20 protein-coding genes are annotated in these 22,761 nt (G+C 75.0%); 5 read left to right on the top strand and 15 right to left on the bottom strand.

What is annotated here, in order from left to right:
* Positions 1 to 97 precede the first annotated feature (97 nt).
* The 3 genes from ACFXHB_RS34110 to ACFXHB_RS34100 form a co-directional block, all read right to left on the bottom strand.
* On the bottom strand, positions 98 to 2,299 hold the full coding sequence (locus tag ACFXHB_RS34110; RefSeq protein WP_380578998.1) for an MMPL family transporter: 2,202 nt from the start codon (positions 2,297 to 2,299) through the stop codon (positions 98 to 100).
* Between the two features lie 240 nt (positions 2,300 to 2,539).
* Positions 2,540 to 2,938 carry a DUF302 domain-containing protein gene (locus ACFXHB_RS34105; RefSeq protein WP_380578996.1) on the bottom strand — a complete coding sequence of 133 codons (399 nt, stop codon included), beginning with the start codon at positions 2,936 to 2,938 and terminating at the stop codon, positions 2,540 to 2,542.
* Between the two features lie 184 nt (positions 2,939 to 3,122).
* A complete protein-coding gene (locus ACFXHB_RS34100; protein WP_380578994.1) occupies positions 3,123 to 4,088 on the bottom strand; it encodes a DUF389 domain-containing protein in 966 nt (321 codons plus the stop codon).
* Positions 4,089 to 4,293: 205 nt separating this feature from the next.
* On the opposite strand from ACFXHB_RS34100, the gene ACFXHB_RS34095 reads away from it, so the two are divergent.
* Positions 4,294 to 6,123, top strand: coding sequence for a glycoside hydrolase family 15 protein (locus ACFXHB_RS34095; RefSeq protein ID WP_380578992.1), 1,830 nt, complete (start codon positions 4,294 to 4,296; stop codon positions 6,121 to 6,123).
* Positions 6,124 to 6,172: 49 nt separating this feature from the next.
* Here the strand turns inward: ACFXHB_RS34095 and ACFXHB_RS34090 are convergent, their stop codons facing one another.
* The 4 genes from ACFXHB_RS34090 to ACFXHB_RS34075 form a co-directional block, all read right to left on the bottom strand.
* On the bottom strand, positions 6,173 to 7,939 hold the full coding sequence (locus ACFXHB_RS34090) for a cation:proton antiporter (RefSeq protein WP_380578990.1): 1,767 nt from the start codon (positions 7,937 to 7,939) through the stop codon (positions 6,173 to 6,175).
* Positions 7,940 to 8,014: 75 nt separating this feature from the next.
* Positions 8,015 to 9,034, bottom strand: coding sequence for a cytochrome d ubiquinol oxidase subunit II (locus ACFXHB_RS34085; RefSeq protein WP_380578988.1), 1,020 nt, complete (start codon positions 9,032 to 9,034; stop codon positions 8,015 to 8,017).
* Positions 9,031 to 10,491 carry a cytochrome ubiquinol oxidase subunit I gene (locus ACFXHB_RS34080; RefSeq protein ID WP_380578985.1) on the bottom strand — a complete coding sequence of 487 codons (1,461 nt, stop codon included), beginning with the start codon at positions 10,489 to 10,491 and terminating at the stop codon, positions 9,031 to 9,033. Before ACFXHB_RS34080 ends, ACFXHB_RS34085 begins: the two co-directional genes overlap by 4 nt.
* A gap of 120 nt (positions 10,492 to 10,611) precedes the next feature.
* Positions 10,612 to 11,448: an SDR family oxidoreductase gene (locus ACFXHB_RS34075; RefSeq protein ID WP_380578983.1), complete on the bottom strand. Its 837-nt coding sequence runs from the start codon at positions 11,446 to 11,448 to the stop codon at positions 10,612 to 10,614.
* Between the two features lie 1,187 nt (positions 11,449 to 12,635).
* Here ACFXHB_RS34075 and ACFXHB_RS34070 point away from each other — a divergent pair.
* Positions 12,636 to 12,809, top strand: a complete 174-nt coding sequence (locus ACFXHB_RS34070) for a CsbD family protein (RefSeq protein WP_380578981.1) — start codon at positions 12,636 to 12,638, stop codon at positions 12,807 to 12,809.
* A gap of 48 nt (positions 12,810 to 12,857) precedes the next feature.
* Here ACFXHB_RS34070 and ACFXHB_RS34065 read toward each other — a convergent pair whose 3' ends face one another.
* From ACFXHB_RS34065 to ACFXHB_RS34045, 5 genes are all read right to left on the bottom strand, one after another.
* Positions 12,858 to 13,220 carry a hypothetical protein gene (locus tag ACFXHB_RS34065; protein WP_380578980.1) on the bottom strand — a complete coding sequence of 121 codons (363 nt, stop codon included), beginning with the start codon at positions 13,218 to 13,220 and terminating at the stop codon, positions 12,858 to 12,860.
* Positions 13,221 to 13,351: 131 nt separating this feature from the next.
* Positions 13,352 to 13,993, bottom strand: coding sequence for a hypothetical protein (locus tag ACFXHB_RS34060; RefSeq protein ID WP_380578979.1), 642 nt, complete (start codon positions 13,991 to 13,993; stop codon positions 13,352 to 13,354).
* Positions 13,994 to 14,126: 133 nt separating this feature from the next.
* The gene (locus ACFXHB_RS34055) at positions 14,127 to 15,068 is read right to left on the bottom strand and encodes an NAD-dependent epimerase/dehydratase family protein (RefSeq protein WP_380578977.1); all 942 of its coding nucleotides are present in this window, start codon (positions 15,066 to 15,068) and stop codon (positions 14,127 to 14,129) included.
* Positions 15,069 to 15,142: 74 nt separating this feature from the next.
* The gene (locus tag ACFXHB_RS34050) at positions 15,143 to 15,628 is read right to left on the bottom strand and encodes a GreA/GreB family elongation factor (RefSeq protein WP_380578975.1); all 486 of its coding nucleotides are present in this window, start codon (positions 15,626 to 15,628) and stop codon (positions 15,143 to 15,145) included.
* A gap of 152 nt (positions 15,629 to 15,780) precedes the next feature.
* Positions 15,781 to 16,209 carry a VOC family protein gene (locus ACFXHB_RS34045; protein WP_380578973.1) on the bottom strand — a complete coding sequence of 143 codons (429 nt, stop codon included), beginning with the start codon at positions 16,207 to 16,209 and terminating at the stop codon, positions 15,781 to 15,783.
* Positions 16,210 to 16,286: 77 nt separating this feature from the next.
* Here ACFXHB_RS34045 and ACFXHB_RS34040 point away from each other — a divergent pair, with 77 nt between their 5' ends.
* The gene (locus ACFXHB_RS34040) at positions 16,287 to 17,147 is read left to right on the top strand and encodes a helix-turn-helix domain-containing protein (protein ID WP_380578971.1); all 861 of its coding nucleotides are present in this window, start codon (positions 16,287 to 16,289) and stop codon (positions 17,145 to 17,147) included.
* Between the two features lie 87 nt (positions 17,148 to 17,234).
* Here the strand turns inward: ACFXHB_RS34040 and ACFXHB_RS34035 are convergent, their stop codons facing one another.
* Positions 17,235 to 17,435, bottom strand: coding sequence for a hypothetical protein (locus ACFXHB_RS34035; protein ID WP_380578969.1), 201 nt, complete (start codon positions 17,433 to 17,435; stop codon positions 17,235 to 17,237).
* A 224-nt stretch (positions 17,436 to 17,659) separates the two neighbouring features.
* On the opposite strand from ACFXHB_RS34035, the gene ACFXHB_RS34030 reads away from it, so the two are divergent.
* Positions 17,660 to 17,914 carry a hypothetical protein gene (locus ACFXHB_RS34030; RefSeq protein WP_380578967.1) on the top strand — a complete coding sequence of 85 codons (255 nt, stop codon included), beginning with the start codon at positions 17,660 to 17,662 and terminating at the stop codon, positions 17,912 to 17,914.
* 144 nt (positions 17,915 to 18,058) lie between these two features.
* Here the strand turns inward: ACFXHB_RS34030 and ACFXHB_RS34025 are convergent, their stop codons facing one another.
* A complete protein-coding gene (locus ACFXHB_RS34025) occupies positions 18,059 to 19,669 on the bottom strand; it encodes an MFS transporter (RefSeq protein WP_380578965.1) in 1,611 nt (536 codons plus the stop codon).
* Between the two features lie 808 nt (positions 19,670 to 20,477).
* Between ACFXHB_RS34025 and ACFXHB_RS34020 the strand changes: the two genes are divergently transcribed.
* Positions 20,478 to 20,942: a calmodulin-binding protein gene (locus ACFXHB_RS34020; RefSeq protein WP_380578963.1), complete on the top strand. Its 465-nt coding sequence runs from the start codon at positions 20,478 to 20,480 to the stop codon at positions 20,940 to 20,942.
* Positions 20,943 to 21,360: 418 nt separating this feature from the next.
* Here the strand turns inward: ACFXHB_RS34020 and ACFXHB_RS34015 are convergent, their stop codons facing one another.
* Positions 21,361 to 22,467: a hypothetical protein gene (locus ACFXHB_RS34015; RefSeq protein ID WP_380578961.1), complete on the bottom strand. Its 1,107-nt coding sequence runs from the start codon at positions 22,465 to 22,467 to the stop codon at positions 21,361 to 21,363.
* Between the last annotated feature and the right edge of the window lie 294 nt (positions 22,468 to 22,761).

The following is a 22,761-nucleotide window of genomic DNA, read 5'->3' as shown; positions in this document are numbered from 1 at the left end:
CCCCGTCCGGGGCGCCGCCGCGCTCGGCGCCCCCGGTCCCGGGGGCCGCCCCGGGGGGGGGGGGGGCGCCCCCCCCCCCCCCCCCCCCGACGGTGTGTCACCCGTGGGAGAACGGGATCCTCGGGAGGACCTTGTCCAGCCGGGCGGGGGTGTGCCAGGCCGCGCGGCCGGTCAGACGGAGCAGCACCGGCAGCAGGACCAGGCGGACCAGGGCCGCGTCGAGCATCACGGCGACGCCGAGCACGACGCCCATCTCCTTCGGGGGCAGCGGCCCGGACAGGGCGAAGGTGAAGAAGACGGCGACCATCACGGCGGCGGCCGAGAGGACGACCCGGCCCGAGTGGGCGAGTGCGCCGACCATGGCCTCGCGCGGGTCCCCGGAGCGTTCGTAGTGCTCCTTGGCGGAGGCGAGCAGGAACACCGTGTAGTCCATCGCGATCGCGAAGATCATCGCGAAGAAGAACACCGGTGCCCACCCGTCCAGGAACCCCTGTGACCGGAAGCCGAGCAGGCCGGCGCCGTGACCGTCCTGGAAGACCAGCCGGGCGACCCCGAAGGCCGCACCGGTGGAGAGCAGGCTGGCCAGCGTGCCCAGCGCGGAGATCAGCGGGGCGCGCAGGGCGACCAGCAGCAGCAGGAAGCCCAGCACCATCACCACCCCGATGACCAACGGGGTCCGCTCGGTGAGCAGGTGCTGCAGGTCGAGGTTCTCCACCGCCGCGCCGCCCACCAGGGTGTCGGCCGGGAGTTCGGCGCGCAGGGTGTCCACGGTGCGGCCCAGCTCCGGATCGGAGGGGTCGACGGTGGGAACGGCCTGGATCATCGACCAGCCGGAGCCGTCGGCGGCGGCCTGGGCGGGCAGCACGCCGGCGATCCCCTGGGTCCCGGCGAGCCGCGCGCCGACCGCCTCGGCCTGGCCGGTCGGGGTGAGGATCTGCAGGGTGCCGGGCGCGCCGGGGCCGAAGGCCCGCTGGACGGCGGCGTACCCGGCGCGGGAGCTGTCGTCTCCGGGGACGACGGTGATCGAGGGCATCGCGGTCCGCAGGCCGATCACCGGCGCGGCCAGCGCCAGCAGCACGGCCAGGGCGACGGCCCCGTAGCGGACGGGGTGGGCCCAGAGGCGCTCACCCCAGGCGGCGAACCGGGCCGAGCCGGTCCCGCCGGACTTCGCCCGCGGCAGGGCCACCGCGTCGACGCGGTGGCCGAGCCTGCCGAGGACGGCGGGCAGCAGGGTGAGCGTGGCGGCGAGGACGAACAGGACGGCGAGCATGATGCCGCCGGCCATCGACCGGAACGCCGGAGCGGGCACCAGCAGCACGGCGGAGAGGCTGACCAGCACGGTGGCGCCGGAGAGCAGGACGGCCTTGCCGGCGGTGTCCATGGTCTCGGCCACCGCCGCGGCACTGTCCCGGGAACCGCCGGTGGCGGCCCGGCCCGCGCGGGCGGCCCGGAAGCGGACCACCAGGAACAGGGCGTAGTCGATGCCCAGGGCGAGGGCGAACATCATCGCGAAGTTCATCGCCCAGACGGAGACCGGGAACAGGTGGCTGATCAGGACCAGCGAGCCGGCCGAGGCGGCCAGGCCCGCGAGGGTGAGCAGCAGGGGGAGTCCGGCCGCGACCAGCGACCCGAAGGCCAGCACCAGGATGGCCAGGGTGACCGGCCAGGACATGATCTCGGACTTCATCATCGCGTCGTGGTTGGCGGTGTTGAAGTCGCTCCACAGCACGGAGGCCCCGGTGGCGTGGACCTCGATGCCGTCACCGGAGAGCGCGGCGAGCGGGCCCTTCAGGTCGTCGGCGGCGCGGACCATCTCGTCCGGGTCGGCCTTGGCGCCGGCCAGCAGGATCGCGGTGCGGCCGTCCTCGCTGAGGGTGGCGCCGGGCTGCGGGGCGACGACCTCGGAGACCCTCGGATCGGCGGCGGCGAGGGCGCCGGCCGCGCCGAGGACCCGCTGCACCGCCGGGTCGGAGACCGGGCGGTCGGCGCTCACCACGATCTGCAGCGCGGAGGAGGCGTTGCCGGCGAAGTGCCGCTGGGCCAGCTGCCGCACCTGCACCGAGTCCGAGCCGTTGGCCTGCCAGCCGGCTCCGGACAGGGCGGTGGTCGCCTGCGGGGCGAACGCGCCGAGGCCTGCGACGATCACCAGCCAGCCGGCCAGGACGGCCTTGAAGTGCCGGACCGACCAGACCCCGAGGCGGCCGAGCAGACCGGGGCGGGCCGGTGGCCCGGCGGGCGGGGCGGGAGGGCTGTCGGGCGGGGCGGCGGAGTGGTCGGTCAGGGCGGCGGGGCGGTTCACGGTGGCTCCTGGGCAGAACGAGCGGGGGTGGGTCGGGTTCGGCCCGGCCCGGCTGAAATACGGAGGGGGGTATAGCGGAGGGCAGCCGAGGTCCTGGCCGCGCCGAGAGTGGGAGCGGGGCGGGCCCCGGGAGGGGCTGGACGGTCCCGGGAGGGGCTGGTCGGCCCCGGAGGGCGTTGGTCAGTCCCGGAGGGCGTTGGTCAGTCCCGGAGGGCGTTGGTCAGTCCCGGAGGGCGTTGGTCAGTCCCGGAGCGCGGCGAGCGCCGCGCGCAACCGGGTACCGGCCTCGGCGGCCACCGCCGCGAGCTCGGGCCGCCCCGTGAAGCGGACCATCAGATCCGGGTCCATCGCCTCGACCACGGACCTGCCGTCCGCACGGCGGACGACGACGTTGCAGGGCAGCAGCAGGCCGATCCGGCGGTCCGCTTCGAGCGCCCGGTGGGCCAGCGGCGGGTTGCAGGCACCCAGGATGAGGTAGTCCTCCAGTTCCTCGCCGAGCTTGGCCCGCAGGGTGGCCCGTACGTCGATCTCGGTCAGGACGCCGAAGCCCTGTTCCGCGAGGGCCGCGCGCACGCGGTCGACGGTCTCCGCGAAGGGGGCGTCGAGCGTGACGGTGATGCCGAGGTCGTCCTGGTCCATGTCGTCTCTCCGAGGTCTGTGGGGGCGGGTGGCCGGATGCGGGCGCCGGGGCGGGCCCGTCGGCCGGATACCGGCAAATATACCCCCGGGGGTACCCGGGCGGCGGCGGGGTACCCGTGACGACGACCACAGGGCCGTCGTCCGCGCCGCCGGACCCCGCCGGCCGGGCAGCCCGCCCGGCTCCTCACCCGCCGGCCCCGGCCACCGGGGCGCCAGCCCCGCGGCGGCCGACCCGGCGCCAGATCTCCCGCTGCGCGCGGAGCGTGACCGTCCCCACCACGATCAACACCACGATGTTGACCAGCAGTTGGAGGAGCGACCCCCAGGCCGACCGCCAGGCGGCGAAGGCGACGGACACCGCGATGTCCGCCGCCGCCGGAATCGTGGTGACCGAGATGAAGACGCCCAGCAGGGCACTCGTCCGCGCCTCGGTGAGCGAGACGATGCCGACCACACCGGCCAGCGCCGCCACGGCGAACGAGAAGAAGTCCGGGGTGTCGATCAGCTCGGAGACCGGCCGCACGCCCTCGCGGAACGCCGCCGACTCCAGGCCGAGACCGCGGATCAGCAGGGCGAAGACGAAGGTGACGGCGATGGCCAGGAGGAAGCCCGCGCAGAGGGCGGTCAGGCCCGTCCGGATCCGCCGGCCGTCCCGCTGGTCGATGCCCAGCGCGACGCCCACGATCGCCCCGTACTCGGGGCCGACCACCATGGCCGCGACGATGAGGATCTGGGAGTTGGTGACGATCCCGACCGCGCCGATGAGGCCGGCCACGACCAGGTAGAGGTAGAAGCTGGGCGCGTACGTCCCGACCGCCCGGATCCGCGCCTCCACCTCGTCCCAGACGGGCACGTGCGCGAGGGCGCCGAGCCCGCGCGCCCCGGCCTCGGCCGCGCCGCCGACGAAGGCCATGTCCACCGGCTCGATGACGATGGAGCCCCGGCGGTCCAGGTGCACCGCGCGCAGGGCCCGCAGCACGTCGTTCGCCGCCCCGGTCAGCACGTCGCAGACGATCGCGTCGCCGTCCGGGTGGCGCGCCCGGCCCGGTTGCACGATCAGGTTGAGCACGGCGGGATCGCCGGTGAGGAGCGCGACGATCCGGTCGGTGAGGTCCGGCGGGCTCACCATCCGGACATGGAGCATGTCCACCCCTGCACCTCCACGGGATCCGGCGTCCCGACCGGCCGCCGACCCTGGCAGGATCCCGCATCCGGACCGTTCCACGGCGGCAACGCTCCGCAGCGGGCCCCTGGCCGCCGGGGTACCGCCCCGCCGCCCCCGCCGCCCGAACGGGCGAATCCGGCACCCCGGGTCGATAGTGGGGGCGAAGGACCATTCCGACCCGGGGACTCCCATGGATCGCTACCCGCCCATCGCCGAGCACGGCCTCATCGGCGACCTGCAGACCGCCGCACTGGTGACCTCGCAGGGCGTCGTGGACTGGTTCGCCGCTCCGCGCTTCGACTCCCCCAGCATCTTCGCGGCCCTGCTGGACCACGACCGCGGCGGCTACTTCCGGCTCGCGCCGAGCGACCCGGACGTGGCCTGCAAACAGCTGTACTACCCGGACACGGCGCTCCTGGTGACCCGGTTCATGTCGCCCGACGGGGTGGGCGAGCTGATCGACTGGATGCCACCGAACACCGGCGGCACCCCGACCGACCGGCACACCGTCGTCCGGACGGTCCGGACCGTCCGGGGCACCGTCCGCTTCGACATGGAGTGCCGCCCGCGGTTCGACTACGGCCGGGCCGACCACGACCTCGACCTGCGGCCCGACCTCGCCGTCTTCCGGGCCCCGGGCGTCAGTGCCTACGTCCGGAGCACCTTCCCCGTGGAGCGGGACGGCGACGACCTGCGGGGCTCCGTGACGCTGAACGTCGGCGAGGCGGCGGCCGTCGTCCTCACCGTCTGCGACCCCGGCGGTGAGGCACCGCCGCCGCCCACCCTCGACGGGATCACCCAGGGCCTCTGGGACGCCGCCGAGTTCTGGCAGCACTGGGTGCACGGCTCCAACTACCGGGGCCGCTGGCCCGACATGGTGAACCGCTCCGCGATCACCCTCAAGCTGCTGACGTACGCCCCCACCGGAGCGCCGGTGGCCGCGGCCACCATGGGCCTGCCCGAACAGGTCGGCGGCGAACGCAACTGGGACTACCGCTACACCTGGGTGCGGGACGGCTCGCTCTCCGTGCGGGCGCTGCTCGACCTCGGCTTCGCCGAGGAGGCCACCGCCTTCATGCACTGGCTCGGCGACCGCGTGCGCGAGGCACCCGAACGGGCCGCGCGGAACCGTGAACCGCTCCAGATCATGTACCGGGTCGACGGCGAGCCGATCCTGACCGAGGAGATCCTCGGTCATCTGGAGGGCTACCGCGGTTCCGCGCCCGTGCGGCTGGGCAACGCGGCCTCCGACCAACTGCAGCTCGACATCTACGGCGAGGCGATGTACGCGCTCTCGGAGGGCCGCGAGATCGCCATCCAGGCCGGCTACCGGGGCTGGAAGATGCTGTCCCGGATGCTGGACTGGCTGGCCGACTCCTGGGACCGGCCGGACGAGGGCATCTGGGAGACCCGCGGCGGCCGCCAGGACTTCACCTACAGCCGGGTGATGTGCTGGGCCGCCTTCGACCGCGGTCTGCGGCTGGCCGCCGACTTCCGCCGCCCGGCCCACACCGAGAGCTGGACGAGGACCCGCGACGCCATCCTGGAGCAGGTCATGGAGCGCGGCTGGCACGAGAAGTCGCAGGCCTACGTGCAGCACTACGGCGGCGCCCCCGTCCTGGACGCCTCGCTGCTGCTGATGCCCCGCGTCGGGTTCGTGGCCCCCCGGGACCCGTCCTGGCTCACCACCCTGGACGCGATGGACCGCACCCTGGTGTCCGACAGTCTGGTCTACCGCTACGACCCGGCCGCCTCCCCCGACGGCCTGCGCGGCTCCGAGGGCACCTTCAGCCTCTGCACCTTCCTCTACGTGGACGCGCTGGCCCGGGCCAACCGGCTGCGGCCCGCCCGGTACACCTTCGAGAAGATGCACACCTACGCCAACCACGTCGGCCTGTTCGCCGAGGAGGTCGGGCCGAGCGGCGAGCAACTCGGCAACTTCCCCCAGGCGTTCACGCACCTGTCGCTCATCATGGCGGCCAACACCCTGGACCAGGCGCTGGACCGGCAGCGCGGCTGACCCGGCACGGGCGGGCCCGGGCCCACCCGTGCGTCGCACCGGCCGGGGCCTACCCCGCGGGCCCGGCCGACGGCGTCAGCAGCACGGCGATGTCGCCGTGGCCCGGCGGCGGGGCGGCCGACCCGGTGACGGCGGCGAGCCGCCCGTCCGGCCGGACCAGGAACAGCACGTCGTGCCCGGCCGGGATCGCGCCGTCGACCCGGTGGGTGATGATCCGGGCACCCCCCGCGAACCGGCTGGCCAGCTCCGGCCGGTTCAGGCCGGGACCGAACAGCGCCGCGCCGTCCGTGTACGGCGCGACCACGCCGTGGCTGCGGGTGGGCGGCTCCAGGCGGTGGACAGGGCCCTCCACCGTCTCCTTGAGGGTCACCGCCGCGAGCGCGTTGAAGTCGTCCTCGTCGGTGAGCAGCAGGACGTCGGTGATGCCCTCCAGCTCCGCTCCGGCCCCGGTGGCGGCGGCGAGCAGTTCACCGGGGGCCAGTGCGAGGCCGGCGTCGGCGATGCTCCGGCGCTGCCGGTCCAACCCCGCCCACATGAGCACGTCCAGGCCGGCCGCGCGCAGGGCGCGGCCCAGCTCCACCACCCACGGTTCGCCGCCGACCAGCAGCGGCCGCGAGCGCGCCGAACGGCGGACGTCCAGGAGGCGGGCGACGGGGAGGGCGGTCAGGCCGTAGACCATGACGGTGGCGACGATCACCACGAAGGTGACCGGGAGGATGTCCTGGGCGCCGTCGACGCCGGCCCCGACCAGGGCGGTGGAGAAGGTGGAGGCGGTGGCCGCGGCGACGATGCCGCGCGGCGCCATCCAGCCGATGAACCAGCGTTCCGGGTAGGAGATCTCGGTGTGGGCGGTGGAGAGCAGCGCCACCAGGGGCCGGACCACCAGGACGAGGAGGGCGACCAGGCCGAGGGCGGGCAGCGCCACGTGCCGCAGCGACTGCGGGGTGACGGTGGCCGAGATGGTGATGAACAGCAGGCCGATGGTCAGCGAGACCAGGGTCTCGAAGAAGGGCCGACGGGCCGAGAGGTCCAGGCCCGGCAGGTTGGCCAGGGCCAGGCCCATCACGACGGCGGCGATCAGGCCGGTGTCGTCGCGGAAGGCGTCGCAGAGCGCCGCGACCGAGACCACGGCGGCCAGCTGCACCGTGGTGCCGAGCACCTCGCCGAGGTCGAGGTGGCGCAGCAGCAGCCGCAGCACCGCCGCCCCGACGGCGCCGCCTGCCAGGCCGACCGCCGTACTGCCCAGGAACTTGCCCAGTTGACCGGCCGGGCCGTGCTGTTCGCCGGCGAGGACGGCGTGGAAGACGAGTGCCCCGAGGATGCCGCCGAGCGGGTCGATCAGCGTGCCCTCCCAGACCAGGATGCGCTGCAGGCGTTCGCCCGGGCGGACGAAGCCGAGCAGCGGCCCCACCACGGTCGGGCCGCTGACCACGAGGATGGCGCCCAGCATCACCGCCGCGCTCAGCGGCAGGCCGACGACGGGGACGGCGAGCAGCGCCGCCGCCCCCCAGGTGACCAGGGCCCCGAGCCAGATCAGCCGGACGACGACCCTGCGGGTGTGGCCCGTGAGCCGGCGCAGGTCCAGTCCGAGCCCGGCGTCGTAGAGGATCACCGCCACGGCGAGCGAGACCAGCGGCGAGAACGCCGGGCCCAGCAGCTTCTCGGGGTTGACGTCGTCGGTCAGCGCGCCCGCGGTGAACCCGGCCGGCAGCAGCAGGAGGATCGCCGGCACCCGCAGCAGGCTCGCCAGCAGCTGGGAACCGACGGCCAGGGCCGTGATCAGTGCGAGGCCCAGCAGGATCTGCGTCGACGTCATCGTGATCGCTCCTCGGGTGCCGTGCTCCGGGTCGGTCGCGCCGGTCGGCCCGGGGGCGGCCGAGCAGCGGGCCGGTCAGCGGGAGACGTCCTCGTCGGTCAGGGGTTCCAGCACGCCGTGCGTGTCGAGGCGGTACAGCACGACCAGCGCCGGGCCGATCAGCACGAGTGACACGGCCGCGACGATCAGCATCCACCGCAGCGGCGCGCTCGCCCCCGCGGCCTGCTGGACGGTGAGCGAGGTGGGCACCAGGTAGGGCCGCTGGGCCGCGCCCCAGGCGGCGACCAGCAGGACGACCACGGCCACCGCGGTGTAGCGGGCCCACCCGGCGGCCGGGCCGGCGACCAGCCACACGGTGACGGCCAGCGCCGCCGCCGCGAGGAGCCCCAGGACGAGTCCGGCGCCGTGGGTGAGCCCGTGGTGGACGTAGGAGGCGTGCGGGTCGGTCACGGTCAGCCCGATCACGCCGAGGACGACCAGGGCGGCGGCGCCGATCCGGGCCCGGAGCCGGAAGTAGCCGACCAGGTCGTGGGCGCCGAAGCGGCGGGCGTCCACGGTGAGGAACACCGCGCCCAGGAAGGCGGTGGCCGCGACGGCGAGCAGTCCGGCCATGATCGAGGTGGTGTTGGCCCACGCGTCGGCGGAGGCGGTGGTGCCGGGCGCGACCCGCCCGGAGGCCACCCCGCCGAGGGCGGTGCCCAGGAAGAACGGCGTGAGCAGCGAGGCGACGGCGAAGACGGCGCCGTAGACCCGCCGTTCGGCGAGGCGGCGGGTGGGCTTGCGCAGCGCGAAGCCGGCGCCGCGCAGGACCATGCCGACGGCGGCCAGCGCCAGCGGGAGCCACAGGGCGGTGAACACGGTCTGGAAGAACACCGGGAAGCCGGTCCACATCACCACGAGCACGAAGACCAGCCAGACGTTGTTGACCTCCCAGACGGGTGCCATGGCGTGGTCGATCAGCCGGCGCGGGCGGGCGCCGCGTTCGGCGCCGCCGGCCAGCAGGTCCCAGAATCCGGCGCCGTAGTCCACGCCGCCGCCGCCGGCGTAGGCGGCGATCGCCACCAGCAGGATCCAGGCGACGACGGTCGCGGTCACCGGTCGCCGCCCGGGGCGCTCCGCGGGCCCGGCGCGCCGGCGGGCTGCTCCGGACGCGGGCCGTAGGGGGTGTCGGCCTCCGGGTCCGCCGCGGCCGCCCCGCTGCCGGAGTCGGCGAGGCGCCAGCGGGTGCGCATCTTCAGGACGACCGTGAGGAACGCCCCGAAGACGAGGACGTAGACGGTGACGACGATGCCGAACATGGTCCACAGCGAGGCGGCGCCGGTGGGGGTCACCGCCTCGGAGACCCGCATGTTCCCGTAGACGATCCAGGGCTGCCGGCCGACCTCGGTGGTGATCCAGCCGCATTCCACCGTCACCACGCTGGCGACGCCGGCGAGGGCCGCGGAGCGGAAGAACCAGCGGGACCTCGGGAGGTCACGGCGCCGCCACCAGCACCAGGCGTACCAGAGGGCGAGCAGGATCAGGACGCTGCCGACGGTCGCCATGATGTCGAAGGCCCAGTGCGCGATGGTCGCCTGGAGCGCCGTGGGGCGGGAGTCGGCCGGCACCGAGCTGAGCCCGGTGACCTGGGTGTCGGGACTGAACCCGGCAAGGACGGAGTCGAGTTGGGGGATCTTGAGGCCGCCCTTGACGGTGCCGTCCTCCTGGAGCCGGCCGAACAGGTACTCGGGCACCCGGGTGCCGGTGTTCCAGACCAGCTCGGTGGCGGCGAACTTGACCGGCTGCTTCTGGAAGACCTGCCGGGCGATGTTGTCGCCGAGCACGAACTGGACGGGGGTGAGGACGGCCGCGACGGTGAACGGCACGGTGAAGCCGAGGCGGTGGTAGCGGTCACGGCGGCCGCGGAGCCAGCCGACCGCGTAGACCCCGGCCACCACGTAGCCCGCCGTGAGGAACATCGCGACGGCGAAGTGCCAGTACTGCGGGCCGAACATCGGTGTGAAGATCGCCTGTTGGACGCCGACGTCCACCGGCCTGCCGTTCGCGTCCAGGGTGAACCCCTGCGGGGTGTTCATCCAGGAGTTCGCGGCGATGATGCCGAACGCGCCCATCAGGGCCGCCAGCGGCAGCGGTACGCCGAGCCAGAAGTGCGTCCACGGCTTCAGCCGGCGCCAGCCGTACAGGTAGATCGCGATCAGGATCGCCTCCAGGAAGAAGGCCCAGGCCTCGACCCCGAACCCGAGCCCGAAGACGTCCCCCCAGCGGCCCATCAGGCCGGGCCAGAGCAGCCCGAACTCGAAGGACAGCACCGTGCCGGTGACGATCCCGACGGCGAACTGGACGGCCATCACGGCGGACCACCGGCGGGCCAGCAGCAGCGCGACCGGGTCGGCCCGGCGCAGGCCCCGGTAGTGCATCAGCAGGGTGATCAGCGGCAGCGCCACGCCGAGCGGCACCAGGGTGATGTGCGAGGCCAGGGTGAACGCCATCAGTTCCCGGGCCGGGAGCAGCTGCGCGGGGGTGTCCGCGAGGAGGTGCGCGGCCGTGCTCATACCGGCCTCCGCGGCGGGCGCCCGGCCCGGTCGGCGCGCCGTCCGAGGTGGCGGAGGCGGTGGCACGCGGGCCGGTGGCCGGCCCCGCGGTGGTCCACGGTGCGGTCTTCCACGGTGCGGTCAGCCTCCGGTGGCGAAGCCGGGGAAGAGGGTCATCCCGCCGTCGACGTACAGGGTGGTGCCGACGACGTAGTCCATCAGGTCGGACGCCAGGACGGTCACCGCCTCGGCGATGTCCCGCGGGTCGCCGACCCGGCGGTAGGGGATCAGCCGCAGGAGGTCCGCCTCGGCCTCGGGGGTGTCCCAGGCGGACGTGTTGATCGGGGTGCGGATCGCGCCGGGCGCGACGGCGTTCACCCGGATCCCCCGGGGGGCGAGCTCCTGTGCCAGGGTCTGCATCAGCATCAGGACGCCGCCCTTGGAGGAGGCGTAGTTGACGTGGCCCGCCCAGGGGATGATCTGGTGGACCGAACTCATGCAGACGATCTTCCCGGCCGAGCGGGACACCTCCGGTACGACGCCGCGGCGGACGAACTCCTTCGCCGCCTCCCGGGCGCACAGGAACTGGCCGGTGAGGTTGACGTCGAGCACCTTCTGCCACTGGGCGAGGGTCATCTCGGTGACGGCGGCGTCCCGTTGCAGTCCGGCGTTGGCCACCATGACGTCGATCGTGCCGAACTCCGCGACCATCCGGGCGACCATCGCGACGACCTGGTCCTCCTGGGAGACGTCGGCCTCGTGGGCGTAGGCCCGTACCCCGAAGGACCTGATCTCCGCGACCACCTCCTCGGCGGCCTCCGGCCCGAAGACGTAGTTCACCACCACGTCGGCGCCGGCCCGGCCCAGGGCGATCGCGGTCGCCCGGCCGATGCCGGAGTTCGCCCCGGTCACCAGGGCCTTCTGCCCCCGGAGGATCGGCGGCAGCGACCGCCGGTCCCCGTCCACAGGCGTTGCCATGACTGTCTCCCGTCCTCGGCCGCGAGCCGGCCCCGGGGACCAGACTCGTGGGCACGGGCCGGTGGCCGGGCGGACGGCTCGCCCCTGTCGGCCATTCGGGGCAGCGGGACTCCCCGGAGGGCGCAACGGGCCTGCGGGCCGCCCTCGCCCGTTCGGGCACCCCGACGGACCCGGAATCATGACGAAACCTGTACACCCGGGCCCCGTGGTCCGGCCCGGGCCCGCTGAGCTGCCCGAACGGCCCGGCCCGCGGTCCGCCGGGCACCCGGGCGCCACCCCGGCCCGGCCGGTACCCCGGCGAGGAACCCGCTTTCCCGGGACGGGACGCCCAGCGTCGAGTACGGTCGCGCCGACAGCGCGCCAGGGGGCCGCGGCGCGTCCGGTGACGGTCAGCGGCACCGGGGGCCAAGGGAGTTGCGCGGCGGCGCGACGCTCACCGGCCCGGTCGGGCGCACGGGGCGAGAGTCGTACGGGAGCGGTCGAGGATGGGCACACCGGCGGGCAACCGGCAGTTCAGCGTGAACGATCAGGCGATGCGGGGCGCGCAGTCGGCCCTGAACGGCACGGCAACGAACAGCCCCACCATCGGCGCCCTGGCGGACGAGTCGACCAACGCGGCGGCCACGGCGCACCAGGGGTGGGACACGGCGGGGGCACTGCGCGCGGCAACGACGTCGCCGGCCGCTACCTCGGCCGGGGCAACGCCTGATGGCGGCCTTCCCCGCCGGCCGGCGTACCACGGCCGGCGGCGCCGCCCTGGCGGTGGCGGCCGGCGTCGGCACCGGGCTGTGGTGGACGCTCGGACGCGACGACCCCGACCGCGACTGCGCAGGTCCGCGCACGGACACCCGCGTCCGGACCGTCCTCGGCGACTCCTGGCGGTCCGGGCTGCCGTGCGGCGAACTCGCCGAGGGGCTCCGCCGGGCTGCTGGTGTTCCGGGCCGACGCGACCCACCAGGACAAGGGCGGGGCATCGGCCTGCCGGCCCTCCAGGACCGGGCCCGCGCGTCCACCGATCGCGAAGGGCCGCCGCGACCGGGCAGCTGGAGCAGGACGCCTCCTGACCCCGGTCCGGGCGGCTCGCCGACCCGCTGGGGCGATCGCCGCATGAAAGGCCCGAACCGGGGCAGACGCGACACAGGACCGCCCCGAACCGGGCGGCGACGAGCGTCACGAAGGAGATCACCATGAGCGGCGAGGACAAGGCCAAGAACATCGCGCAGAAGGCGAAGGGCAAGGCCAAGGAGACGGTCGGCAAGGCGGTCGGCAATGAGCGGCTGACCGCGGAGGGCAAAGCCGACCAGGTGAGCGGCGACGCCAAGCAGGCGGGAGAGAAGATCAAGGACGTCTTCAAGCACTGAGCCGTCCCGGTCCCCGCCCGGGGCTGTGCTCCCGCGGACCCGCGCGGGCTACTCCGGGCGGGAGCAGGGGCGGTCCTCCTCGTGGCCGCAGAGCCAGGCGAGCGCCTGGTAGGCCCCGAGGGCGTAGGCGGCGTCGACGTCGTCCCGCCGTGCCTCGCTCACCCGGACGGCCGCCGCCTGGCATTCGGCGAGCAGCTGGGCCCGGCAGGGTCCGCCGGAGGCCCCGAGCGGGGCGGCGGCGGTCACCGGGGCACCCGGCTGGGTGCCGGCGGCCCACCGGTAGGCACCGAGCACACCGTGCTCGAAGCCGGTCCAGGGTTGCGGCGACCGGTTGGCCGCCTCGATCGCCTCGAACACCGCGTCCAGCCCGCGCGCCCCCACGGCCGGGATCGTCGTCTCGTCACTGGTCATGCCCGCAACCTACGTCCGCCGGTCCGCCGTCGCCCGCCGAGCGCTCCGGCCCTCCCGGCAACGGTCGGCCGGTGGACGGGGCGGCGGGGCGGCCGCGGCACGCCCGGTGCCGCTCTCCCCGGCCCGCGGGGTCAGGGGGTCGGCTTGAACGGCGGCTGGGGCGCCAGGGTCACCGGCGGGAACGTGATCGCCGGGGGCAGCGGGTGGCAGCCGTCCCACGAGGCGGCCTGCCCGGGCGGGCAGGCGGTGGGGGGCACCGGCAGGGTCGGAGTCGGCCGCGGCGGGATCGGGCCCCAGGGTATGGAGGTCGCGGCCGGCACGGGAGGCACGGACGGCACGGCCTTGGTGGGCGGTGGGGTGGGAATCGCGGGGGTGCGCGGCACGGCGGACGCCGGCTTCCGCGCGGCCGGTGAGGCGGCGACCGGCGGGGCGGAGGAGGTCGGGGCGGCGGGCGTCGGGAGAGCCGGCGCGGCGGGCGTCGGGACGGACGCGGACGGCACGGCCTGTGACGGGTCCGGCGCCGGTTCCGGAGGCGTCGTCCCGGACGGCGTGGGGCTCGCCGTCCCCGACACCGCGGGATCGGCGGTGGGGTCGGGCGAGACCTCCGGACCGACCTGCGAGCCCACCGGCGCCGCGTCGCGGGAGTCCGACCCCGTCAGCAGCAGCCCACCGACGACGACCGCTGTGAGGACGCCCGCCCCCGCGGCCACCGCGACGACGGTCCGGCGACGGCGCCGCCCGGCCCCGTCGAGCTCGTCTCTCCCGCCCCGCATCCGTGCCCGCCTTGTTCGATCTTGCCTGCGACTGCGCGGATGCTAGCAGGGGCCCGACCCGGGCGCCCGCCCCGGCCCCGCGCCCGCGCCGCGCCCGGGGAGGCCCGGAGCGTCCCGTCCGGGCCGGGGCTCGTCAGCCGCCGACGGCCACCCGCTCGCGCCACCAGTCCACCGTCGCCCCGACCTGCTCGCCCACGGGAGTGGCCCGCACCGCGAACTCGGCCTCGTAGGCGCTCGAATCCAGCACGAACGGACGGTCGAACTGGTAGCGGGTCTCCTTGAGTTCACGGATCAACGGGGAGAACAACGAGGCGACGCCCAGGACCGCCGGCGAGAGCCCGCGCACCGCGACCGGCGCCGTGCCGGCCCGGTCGGCGAGGCGGTCGACCATCGCGTGCCCGGACAGCGCGGGCGCCGTCGGCACGTGCCAGGCGCGGCCCCAGGCCCGCTCCTCGCCCGCGACCTCGACCATCGCGCTCGCCACGTCGGGGAGGTAGGTCCAGCTGTGCGGGGCGTCCGGGTCCCCCAGCACGGAGACCGGCTTGCCGCGCAGCACGCGCGGCACGACCCGGCCGGACAGGTGCCCGCGATCGGTCACACCGGGCCCGAAGAAGTCCGAGGCCCGGACCTCGACCGCCCGGATGCGGCCCTGCTCGTGCAAGCCCCGCGCCCGCTCCCACAGCGCGGCGCGCACCCGGCCCTTGGGCCCGGTGGCCGCGAGCGGCAGCTCCTCGGTCAGCGGACCCGGCACCGGACCGTAGCCGTAGAGGTTGCCGAGCATGACCAGGACGGCGCCGCTCGCCTCGGCCGCCGCGCAGACCGAGGCGGCCAGCGGCGGCAGTTCACGTACCCAGCGGTGCAGGGGCGGCGCGGCGCAGCTGTGGATCGCGGTTGCCCCCTTGGACAGCTCGCTCAGCCGCCCGCTGTCCGCCGCGTCCGCCGTGACGTGCTCGATGCCCGGCTCCGGGCTCCGGCCCGACGTGGTGACCACCCGCACCGCATGACCCCGCTCGGCCAGCAGCCGGGCGGTGGCGGCCCCGGCGGGCCCGAATCCGACAACCACATGAAGACTCACCCCCGCACCCTAGCGCGACGGCGAACTGACCCTCCGTCCGGTCCCGCGGCACGCTCGACCCGGCCCCGGTCCGCTCAGGGTGCGCCGATCCCCAGCACCACCGCCGTGGTCGGGCCCGCAGGGGTGTCGTAGGTGACCGAGTCACCGGTGCGGTGGCCGAGCAGGGCATGGCCCAGCGGACTGTCGTAGGTCGCCAGGGTCTCCTCCGACTCATTGGCGAGTTCGCCGATCTGGACCGTCTCCTGAGTGCCGTCGGCGAACCGCAACGTGACGCTGCTGCCCACCCCGACGACGTCGGACGGGGCGGCGACGGCCGTGGCCGCCTCGCTCAGTCGCGCGGTGATCCCGGCTATCCGGGACTCCAGGCGGGCGACCTCGGTGACGCGTTGCAGTTCGTCCGCCTGGTCGGCCAGGTCGCCGGCGGTGTCGGACCCGGCCCCCTTCAAGGTCGCCGCCACCGCGTCGCGCTCGACGCGCAGCTGGGCGAGCTCCTGGTCGAGGGCCTGGCGGGCCTCGGGGCTGATGGGCTCGGGACTGGTGGGCTCGGGGCTGCCGGTCATTCCTGCTCCCGTGGTGGTGGCGGGACGGAATTCCAAACCGCAGGATTCCGTGCCGCGAAGAGGGCATCTCCGAGCGTAGCAATCCCCCTGGGCGGTCGCCCGGCAGCGGCCGTCCACCCGCCCCGGGCCCCGGTCCGACGGACCGGGGCCGGTCAGTCGCCGGCGGCGGTGGGGCGGTGGTGGACGTACTCCACCACCGTGCCGTCGGGGTGGCGGACGTTGAAGCCCGCACCGGTGGGCACCTCCTGGAGCGGAAAGACGATCTCCGCGCCCTCGGCGAGCAGTCGCTCGTAGTAGGGCCGGACGTCGTCCACCAGCAGCGTGCCGGTGGTGGCCCGGAACGGCGCCAACTCCTGCTCACCGCCCGCGATGAGCAGGAACGCGCCGACGGTCGCCAACCGCAGGGCGCCGAAGGTGAACCTGGCGTCGACCGTCACCGTCTGCAGGCGCTCGTAGAACGCGACGGCGGTGTCCAGGCCGTCCGGTTCGAGGAAGACCCGGATCAGGACGCGGGGTTCGCGGAGGTGGGACGAGTCGTTGTGCCGGCGCCACACCTGGGGCGCGTGCTGCTCTGCTGTCATGCCGTCAGCCTCGCGCACCCCGGGCCGGGGTGGCAGTCCACCGTCGATGGGGTGAGTCGCACTCATAGGATCAGCACATGGACGAGTCGCTACGCCGAGAACTCGGAGCCCATCTGCGCGCGGCACGGGCACTGATCGCCCCGCAGGACGTCGGACTCGGCGCCGGCGGCCGACGCCGCTCCCCCGGGCTGCGCCGCGAGGAGGTCGCCACCCTGGCCGGGGTCAGCGTGGCCTGGTACACCTGGCTGGAGCAGGGCCGGGTGAGCACCTCGCGCCAGGTCGTCGACGCCGTCTGCCGGGCGCTGCGGATGGATCCCGTCGCCCACCGGCACGCCCTGGCGCTGGCCGGGTTCCTGCCCCCGCCGCCACGCGCCGGGCAGTGGGCACCGGCCGTGCCCGGCCCGGACACGCTGGCGCTCGTCGACAGCTGGCACGGCACCCCCGCGCTGGTGCTGGACGAGCGCTTCGACGTCCTCGCCGCCAACGCGGCCCACCGACGGCTGTGGGGCTCCCCGGACGACACACCGCCCGAGGACCGCAATCTGCTGCTGCACCTCGCCGCCGGGCCGGCCGGACGGCACCGGATCTCCGCCGGTCCCGCCGACGGGAGCGCCCCCGGCGGGCAGGCCCTGCTGCGCGGTCTCTACGAGCAGTTCCGCGCCGCGACCGCCCACGTCCCGGACGACGCCAGGTCCGCGGAGATCGTGCGCCGGCTGCACGTGCTGCGGCCGGACGCCGCGCACTGGTGGCAGTGCCGCGCGGTCGCCGACTTCCGGCCGGCGACCGTCGAGGTGGTGGACGCCCGGGCGCCGGCGCGGGTGCTGCGGCTGACCTTCTCGCTGCTGCGGCCGGCGGCCGACAGCGGGGTACTGCTGCTCACCCAGCACCCGGCCGACTCCCCCGGCGCCGCCCTGCTCGCGGCGGCCCTGGCACCCTGACGGGCGGCCGCGCCGGGACGCGCGAGGGGCCGTCGGGACCGGAGGCGGTCCCGACGGCCCCGGAGGCGGTCCGCGGCAGCGGCACGCTCAGGGAAGCAGCTTCTCCAGAGCCGTGGGGCCCTCCTCCGCCAGCTTGCGTTCCGCCCAGGCGAGGGTCTCCGGGGTGATGTCGCGCCCGGAGGCCAGCACCAGGTCCTCGGGCGTGACCTCACCGCCGGAGCCGGTGTGCAGCAGGGCGTCCGGCGTGACCGCGCCGGGCCACTGAATCGAATCGGGTCGGTCGTTCATACCGTCTCCTAGGTCGTCCAGCACTCCATCACTCCATCCTGGCTCCCGGACCGCGAAAACGGGCGCCGACAGGGGGTGGACAGGGCCGGATGGTGGAATCCGCCGCGCGGCCGGCCCGGTCGGCGGGGTGCGCCGGGACCGGTCGGCGACCTGGACGTGCGGCGGGACCGGTCGGCGACGGCGAGGTGGCGCCGGGACCGGGCCGGAAGCCGGACAATGGCGCCATGAGCAGCGCACACCCGCAACCCCGCGGCCTCACCTCCCTGATCCCGCAGTCCCGGGCCACCACCGCCAGCGAACGGGCCGCCGCCCAGCTGCTGCACCTGCGCGAGGCCACGCTGCCGGTGCCGGTCGTCGCGGCCGCCGCCGAGCTGATCGCCGAACGCCTGGAGGACCCGGACCCCGTCACCCGCGAGGTCGCCGCCGCCGTCCACGCCCGCCTGCTCGCCGCGCTGGCGGACGTCGCGCCCGCCCGGTGAGGGCCGCCCGCCGACGGGACGCTCGCCGTGGACACCGCGTCGAAGCGGCTGTACGTCCGGGTGAACGGCGCCTGGCTCTGGTCGCCGCTCAACCCCTAGCCACGCACGCCGGCGGGCCGCTCCGGCCGAGCCCCCCGGGTGCGCTCAGGCCGGGCCACCGCCCTCGCGCCCGGCGACGGCCTCCGGGGCCGGGGCAGCCGCCGCGGTGACCCGGGTGCCGGGGTGCAGCAGCGCGCACAGGAAGGCGACCGCGAGGGCGGCCGCCATGCCGTACAGCACGGGCCCGTTCGCCTCCGCGAAGTCCTGCCGGACCGCGTCCAGCAGCGCGGACCCGACGCCGCCGGGGGCCTGCCCGCCGGCGCCGTGTCCGGTGATGCTCCGGGTGATCGTGTCGGCGACGCCGGGCGCGGAGTCCGCCGGGACGCCGTTGGCGACCAGGGTGCTCCGCACGTTCCTGGTGGTGCTGTGCAGCAGGACGGTGCCCAGCACCGCCAGGCCCAGGCTCGCGGAGTAGTTGCGCACGGTCTGGGTGATCCCGGTGACCTCGCCGTAGGAGGCGTCGATCGAGCGGTTGACGGCGTCGGTCGAGGCGGGCGTCAGCAGCAACCCGATCCCCGCGCCGGCCAGCACGATGTACGGCCACTGGGCGCCGAGCGACAGGTCGGTGATCTTCGCCGCCCAGAGCGCGAAGCCGACCGCGCCCACCGCCGTACCCAGCAGCATCGGCGGGCGCGCGCCGCGCCGGTCCAGCATCCGACCGCCGATCTGCGAACCGGGGGCGAAGCCGGCGAAGAAGACCAGCAGGTAGAGCCCCGCCTCACTGGGTGACTGGCCCAGCGCCACCTGGGCGTAGACGGAGGCGAAGAAGAACACCGGGACGAACGCGATCATGGCGAAGAACAGCACCGCGTTGTCGGCCGCGAAGGCGCGGTCGGCGAAGACCCGCATCTTGATCAACGGGTGCTCGGTGCGCAGCTCCAGCCCGACGAACAGCACCAGGACGGCCAGCCCGCCGAGGATGCACAGCCAGGTCGCCCAGCTGCCCCAGCCCCAGGCCCCTGCCTGCTGAAGGCCGAGCACGCTGAGCCCCATGCCGACGGCCACCAGGACGGCGCCGGTCCAGTCGACCGGCTCGCGGCGGGGGGTGTTGCGGATCCCCGCCAGCGCGGTCAGGACGAGCGCGACCACCGCGACCGGCACGTTGACCCAGAAGATCGCCCGCCAGGTCCAGCTGGTCAGCCAGCCGCCCAGGATCGGGCCGATCGCGGTCAGTCCGCCCGCCACCCCGAAGAACAGGGCCAGCGCCCGGCCGCGCCGGTCGACCGGGAACACCTCCACCACCACCGCGAGCGCCGCCGGGAACATCAGGGCCGCGCCGAGGCCCTGCACCGCCCGGAAGCAGATCAGCCAGGCCTCGGCGCCCCCGCCGGACGGCACCGCGCCGCAGAGCGCGGAGGCGAGCACGAAGGTGACCGTCCCGACCAGCATCATCCGTTTGTGGCCGAGGACGTCCGCCAGCCGGCCGCCGAGGGCGAAGAAGGCGGCGAGCGACAGCAGGTAGGCGTTGACCACCCACTGCATGCCGACGGCCGACAGCCCCAGTTCACGGATGATGTCGGGTGCGGCGATCGAGACGATGGTCTGGTCGATGAAGGTCATCGAGACCGCGAAGAGCATGGCCGCCAGCGTCAGCGACTGGCTCGCCGCGACGGGCGCGGTGTCCTGCGGGGTGCGGTCGGGCCGCCCTCTTCCCATCCCTGGCCGTCCTTCCGTTGCCGCTGGGCCGTCCGGGGCCGCCGCGCCCCCGGTGTCACGGAACGCGTACGGCGGGCCGCTCGCGGCTCGGCGCCCCACGTGAGGGTCCCACCGGCGGGCGGACAGGTCGACACCCCCGGGACGACTCCGCACGGGGGTGCCGCGATCGCGAGGCGCGTTCCGGCCCGGACCGGGGGCAGCCCGACCGCGCGGTGACGCGCCGAGGGCACCGGCGGCCCCTCGCCGGGCCGCCGGTGACCGCTCAGGACGTGTTCAGCACTGGGGCCGACGGCCGTGGTTGGCCCTGTGCTTGGCCCGTGCCTTCTTCTTACGGCGTCGCTTCGACGACATGGCCTCTCCTCTCCCGACGGGGTGTGCTGCACCCCGGATTCCACGGTGGCACATCGGGCTCCGCCGGGCCTCCGGAGCGTCGACACGGGGCGGCCGGCCGTCGTCGGGTCCCGGGTGGGTCCGGGAGGCCCCCGCCCGGGGGTGCCCCGGCCGGGCTGTCCACCCTTCGAGACGGGTGCCGGACCGGTGCGGTGGCCGGCCGCCCCAAAGGGCAGCCGCGGCCCGAAGTCGTACCGGTCGCCCCCAAACCTCTTTTGACTGTCCATCAGCTCCGGACCCCCGCCGCGAGGCGGTCCCGGCCCGACAACGTCCCGATGGGGCAGGCATCGTGGGGATCCCGGAGCCCTTTGAGGCAGTTCTGGATTCCGGCGGACCACAGGGCCGTCTCCCCGATTAGGTTCGTTGGCAGACGGGTCGTGGACGTTCGGCCCGCCCTACAGCACTGGAGGTATCAGTCATGCGACGTACCATCACCAAGGCGGCCGCTCTCGGCGCGGTCGCGATGTTCGCGGTGGCGCTGGCCCAGCCCGCGCAGGCGGCCCAGAGCGGCGACGCCGCGGCGCGCCCCGCGGCCAAGGTGGCCCCGGCCTACTTCGAGTTCACCGACGGCACGAACACCTTCGTGTTCCAGCTGACCGACTCCGCCCGGATCCAGCAGGCCCGGAACATCCTGAGCGGCGTGGAGACGGAGAACGTCGGCGTCATGGGCACCGTGGTGAAGGCCCCGGCCTCCTACAACAAGCCCTGGAAGTACCAGCTCGCCCCGAACTCGGTGCAGTTCTTCGGCATGGCCGTGGAGGTGTGCGACGCGAGCATCTCCTACGTCAACGACCACCTGCCCGAGGTGGGCGGCGCCCTCCTGCCCGGCTCGACCTGGTGTCCGTGGCAGTCCAAGCTGACGCGCGAGGTCACCGCGCCGTAAGGGGTCACACCCCGGGGCGCAGATCGCGCCCGTTCGACGCTCCGGCCGCCGGCTCCCTCGGCGGCCGGAGCTGTCATGTATCCGACATCACAGCCGGCCCCGCCCGCCCCGGGCGGGGCCGGCGGGGCCGGCGGGGCGGTCCCGGTGACGGGTCGAACGGGCAGGGGCTCTTGCCCCTACCGACCCGCTCCCCTCGCACTCGGACCTCGGGGCAACCCTCCGGGGGCGGTTCAAAAGCTCTGCCCCACGCCCCGCCATCGAATCGCAGGAGTGGACCTGCGGGGCCACCGCGACCCCCGGCGCGTCCCGGCGCCGCCGGCGGAGCGAACCACCGGGCCGGAGAGCGACGGCCGACCGTCGGGCGGCGGTGGCCCCCCGTACGGGGCCGGCCCCGGGTCGGCGGGGTCGGCCCCACGGGTCAGAACGCCGAGGTGTAGGCGGTCAGGAACCGGTCGGCGACCGGCGAGCCGCCCGCGTTGAAGCAGAGCGTGTAGAGGCTCACCGTCCCGGAGCCGCGGGCCCAGGGCAGCGCCAGCCCGCACCAGTTCGGGCCCGGCCCGAAGGCCGTGACGTGCGCGGTGTCCGAGGGGACGGCCACGCCGGGCAGGGTGACGGTGGCCGGGACCGAACCGGCCAGCGTGTTGGTCGCGCCGCTGGAGTTGAAGTTCGTCGCCGCCGGCACCCCGCCGTTGAACCAGAGGTAGCCGAAGGACTTCGGCGGGAACGCGGGGCCGTGCAGGGCGCGCTTCAGGGAGTAGCTCAGCGTCCACCGGGTGTCGTAGGGGGCGTTGGCCGCGTCGAAGCAGCTGACCACGACGGTCTGGCCGGACGCGGCGGGCGACCAGTCGGCCACCTTGCAGCGCGCGCCCTGGACCGCGTCGACCGCGGTGACCTCGATGTTCCCGGCGGCGGTGGACAGCCCCAGACCGGGCAGCCAGGCCTTCCAGATCCCGGTCGACCCGTGGCTCACCGTGTTGACCCCGCCCGCCGAGTTGTACTGGGCGAGGACCGTCCCGGGGATGTCCGCGTAGGTGTAGCCGTAGCTGCCACCGGCCGGCGCGGGCGTCCCGCTGCTGGTGGTGTAGAGCACGGTGAACAGGGTGTTGTCGGGGGCGCCGCCGGGCCGGTAGCAGTTCACCGCGACGTCCTGCCCGGTGCCCGCCGTGGACCAGCCCTTGATCTGGCACCAGTTGCCGGTGCGGCCGACCGCGGTGGCGTGGGCGATGCCGCCCGGTCCGGCGATGAACGGGAAGTGCACCAGGTACGAGCCGACCGCGAGCTGGTCGACCTTGACGGGGTTGCTCGCCGGTGACGCCCAACTGCCCCACTGGCGGCTGGGGTCGGGCACGTAGCCGGCCGGCGGGGTCGGGTTGTCGAGGAAGGCGAAGCCCCAGCGGTCCGGCACGGCGGCCCGGGCGGGGCCGGCGGCCGGGAGGGTGGCGGCCACGACGGCGGCCAGCAGCGCCAGAACGAGCAGGACGGCGCGGACGGGTCTGAACGACGGTGCGACAGTGCGGGCGTGCATGGGCGTACTCCCTGGGTGGTGAGGAGGGGTGTGCGGCCTGCGTGGTGCAGCCTGCGCTACGAGCCCGCTCCCGGTCGCCGGGGCGGGCCGTGGCCGACGGGACGCACCGGTCCCATGGAGTCCGGTGAGGTCCGACGTCGGCCGACGCTGTCGGGGTCAGGCCGACGGCGCCTCACATCGTAGGAGGGCAAGGCCCACCGGCCCAGGCCTGCGGCATGGTCCTGCCGACCGTTGCCGGCCGTTCGCGGGCCCGCCCCACCCGCCCCGGCGGCCCCGGCCGGACGCCGCGCCCCA

It is taken from the genome of Kitasatospora sp. NPDC059327 (assembly GCF_042752535.1).
In the GTDB taxonomy this organism is placed as follows: domain Bacteria; phylum Actinomycetota; class Actinomycetes; order Streptomycetales; family Streptomycetaceae; genus Kitasatospora.
Note: the sequence above shows the minus strand (reverse complement) of the source record. Positions and strands in the feature narration are given on the sequence as shown.

Excerpts from the sequence above, each read along its gene's own strand:
- ACFXHB_RS34080 (WP_380578985.1), bottom strand. The coding sequence starts at position 10,491 with ATGAGCACGGCCGCGCACCTCCTCGCGGACACCCCCGCGCAGCTGCTC.
- ACFXHB_RS34050 (WP_380578975.1), bottom strand. The coding sequence starts at position 15,628 with ATGACCGGCAGCCCCGAGCCCACCAGTCCCGAGCCCATCAGCCCCGAG.
- ACFXHB_RS34035 (WP_380578969.1), bottom strand. The coding sequence starts at position 17,435 with ATGAACGACCGACCCGATTCGATTCAGTGGCCCGGCGCGGTCACGCCG.
- ACFXHB_RS34065 (WP_380578980.1), bottom strand. The coding sequence starts at position 13,220 with ATGACCAGTGACGAGACGACGATCCCGGCCGTGGGGGCGCGCGGGCTG.
- ACFXHB_RS34030 (WP_380578967.1), top strand. The coding sequence starts at position 17,660 with ATGAGCAGCGCACACCCGCAACCCCGCGGCCTCACCTCCCTGATCCCG.
- ACFXHB_RS34015 (WP_380578961.1), bottom strand. The coding sequence starts at position 22,467 with ATGCACGCCCGCACTGTCGCACCGTCGTTCAGACCCGTCCGCGCCGTC.
- ACFXHB_RS34060 (WP_380578979.1), bottom strand. The coding sequence starts at position 13,993 with ATGCGGGGCGGGAGAGACGAGCTCGACGGGGCCGGGCGGCGCCGTCGC.
- ACFXHB_RS34070 (WP_380578981.1), top strand. The coding sequence starts at position 12,636 with ATGAGCGGCGAGGACAAGGCCAAGAACATCGCGCAGAAGGCGAAGGGC.
- ACFXHB_RS34020 (WP_380578963.1), top strand. The coding sequence starts at position 20,478 with ATGCGACGTACCATCACCAAGGCGGCCGCTCTCGGCGCGGTCGCGATG.
- ACFXHB_RS34075 (WP_380578983.1), bottom strand. The coding sequence starts at position 11,448 with ATGGCAACGCCTGTGGACGGGGACCGGCGGTCGCTGCCGCCGATCCTC.
- ACFXHB_RS34095 (WP_380578992.1), top strand. The coding sequence starts at position 4,294 with ATGGATCGCTACCCGCCCATCGCCGAGCACGGCCTCATCGGCGACCTG.
- ACFXHB_RS34045 (WP_380578973.1), bottom strand. The coding sequence starts at position 16,209 with ATGACAGCAGAGCAGCACGCGCCCCAGGTGTGGCGCCGGCACAACGAC.
- ACFXHB_RS34040 (WP_380578971.1), top strand. The coding sequence starts at position 16,287 with ATGGACGAGTCGCTACGCCGAGAACTCGGAGCCCATCTGCGCGCGGCA.
- ACFXHB_RS34090 (WP_380578990.1), bottom strand. The coding sequence starts at position 7,939 with ATGACGTCGACGCAGATCCTGCTGGGCCTCGCACTGATCACGGCCCTG.
- ACFXHB_RS34105 (WP_380578996.1), bottom strand. The coding sequence starts at position 2,938 with ATGGACCAGGACGACCTCGGCATCACCGTCACGCTCGACGCCCCCTTC.
- ACFXHB_RS34025 (WP_380578965.1), bottom strand. The coding sequence starts at position 19,669 with ATGGGAAGAGGGCGGCCCGACCGCACCCCGCAGGACACCGCGCCCGTC.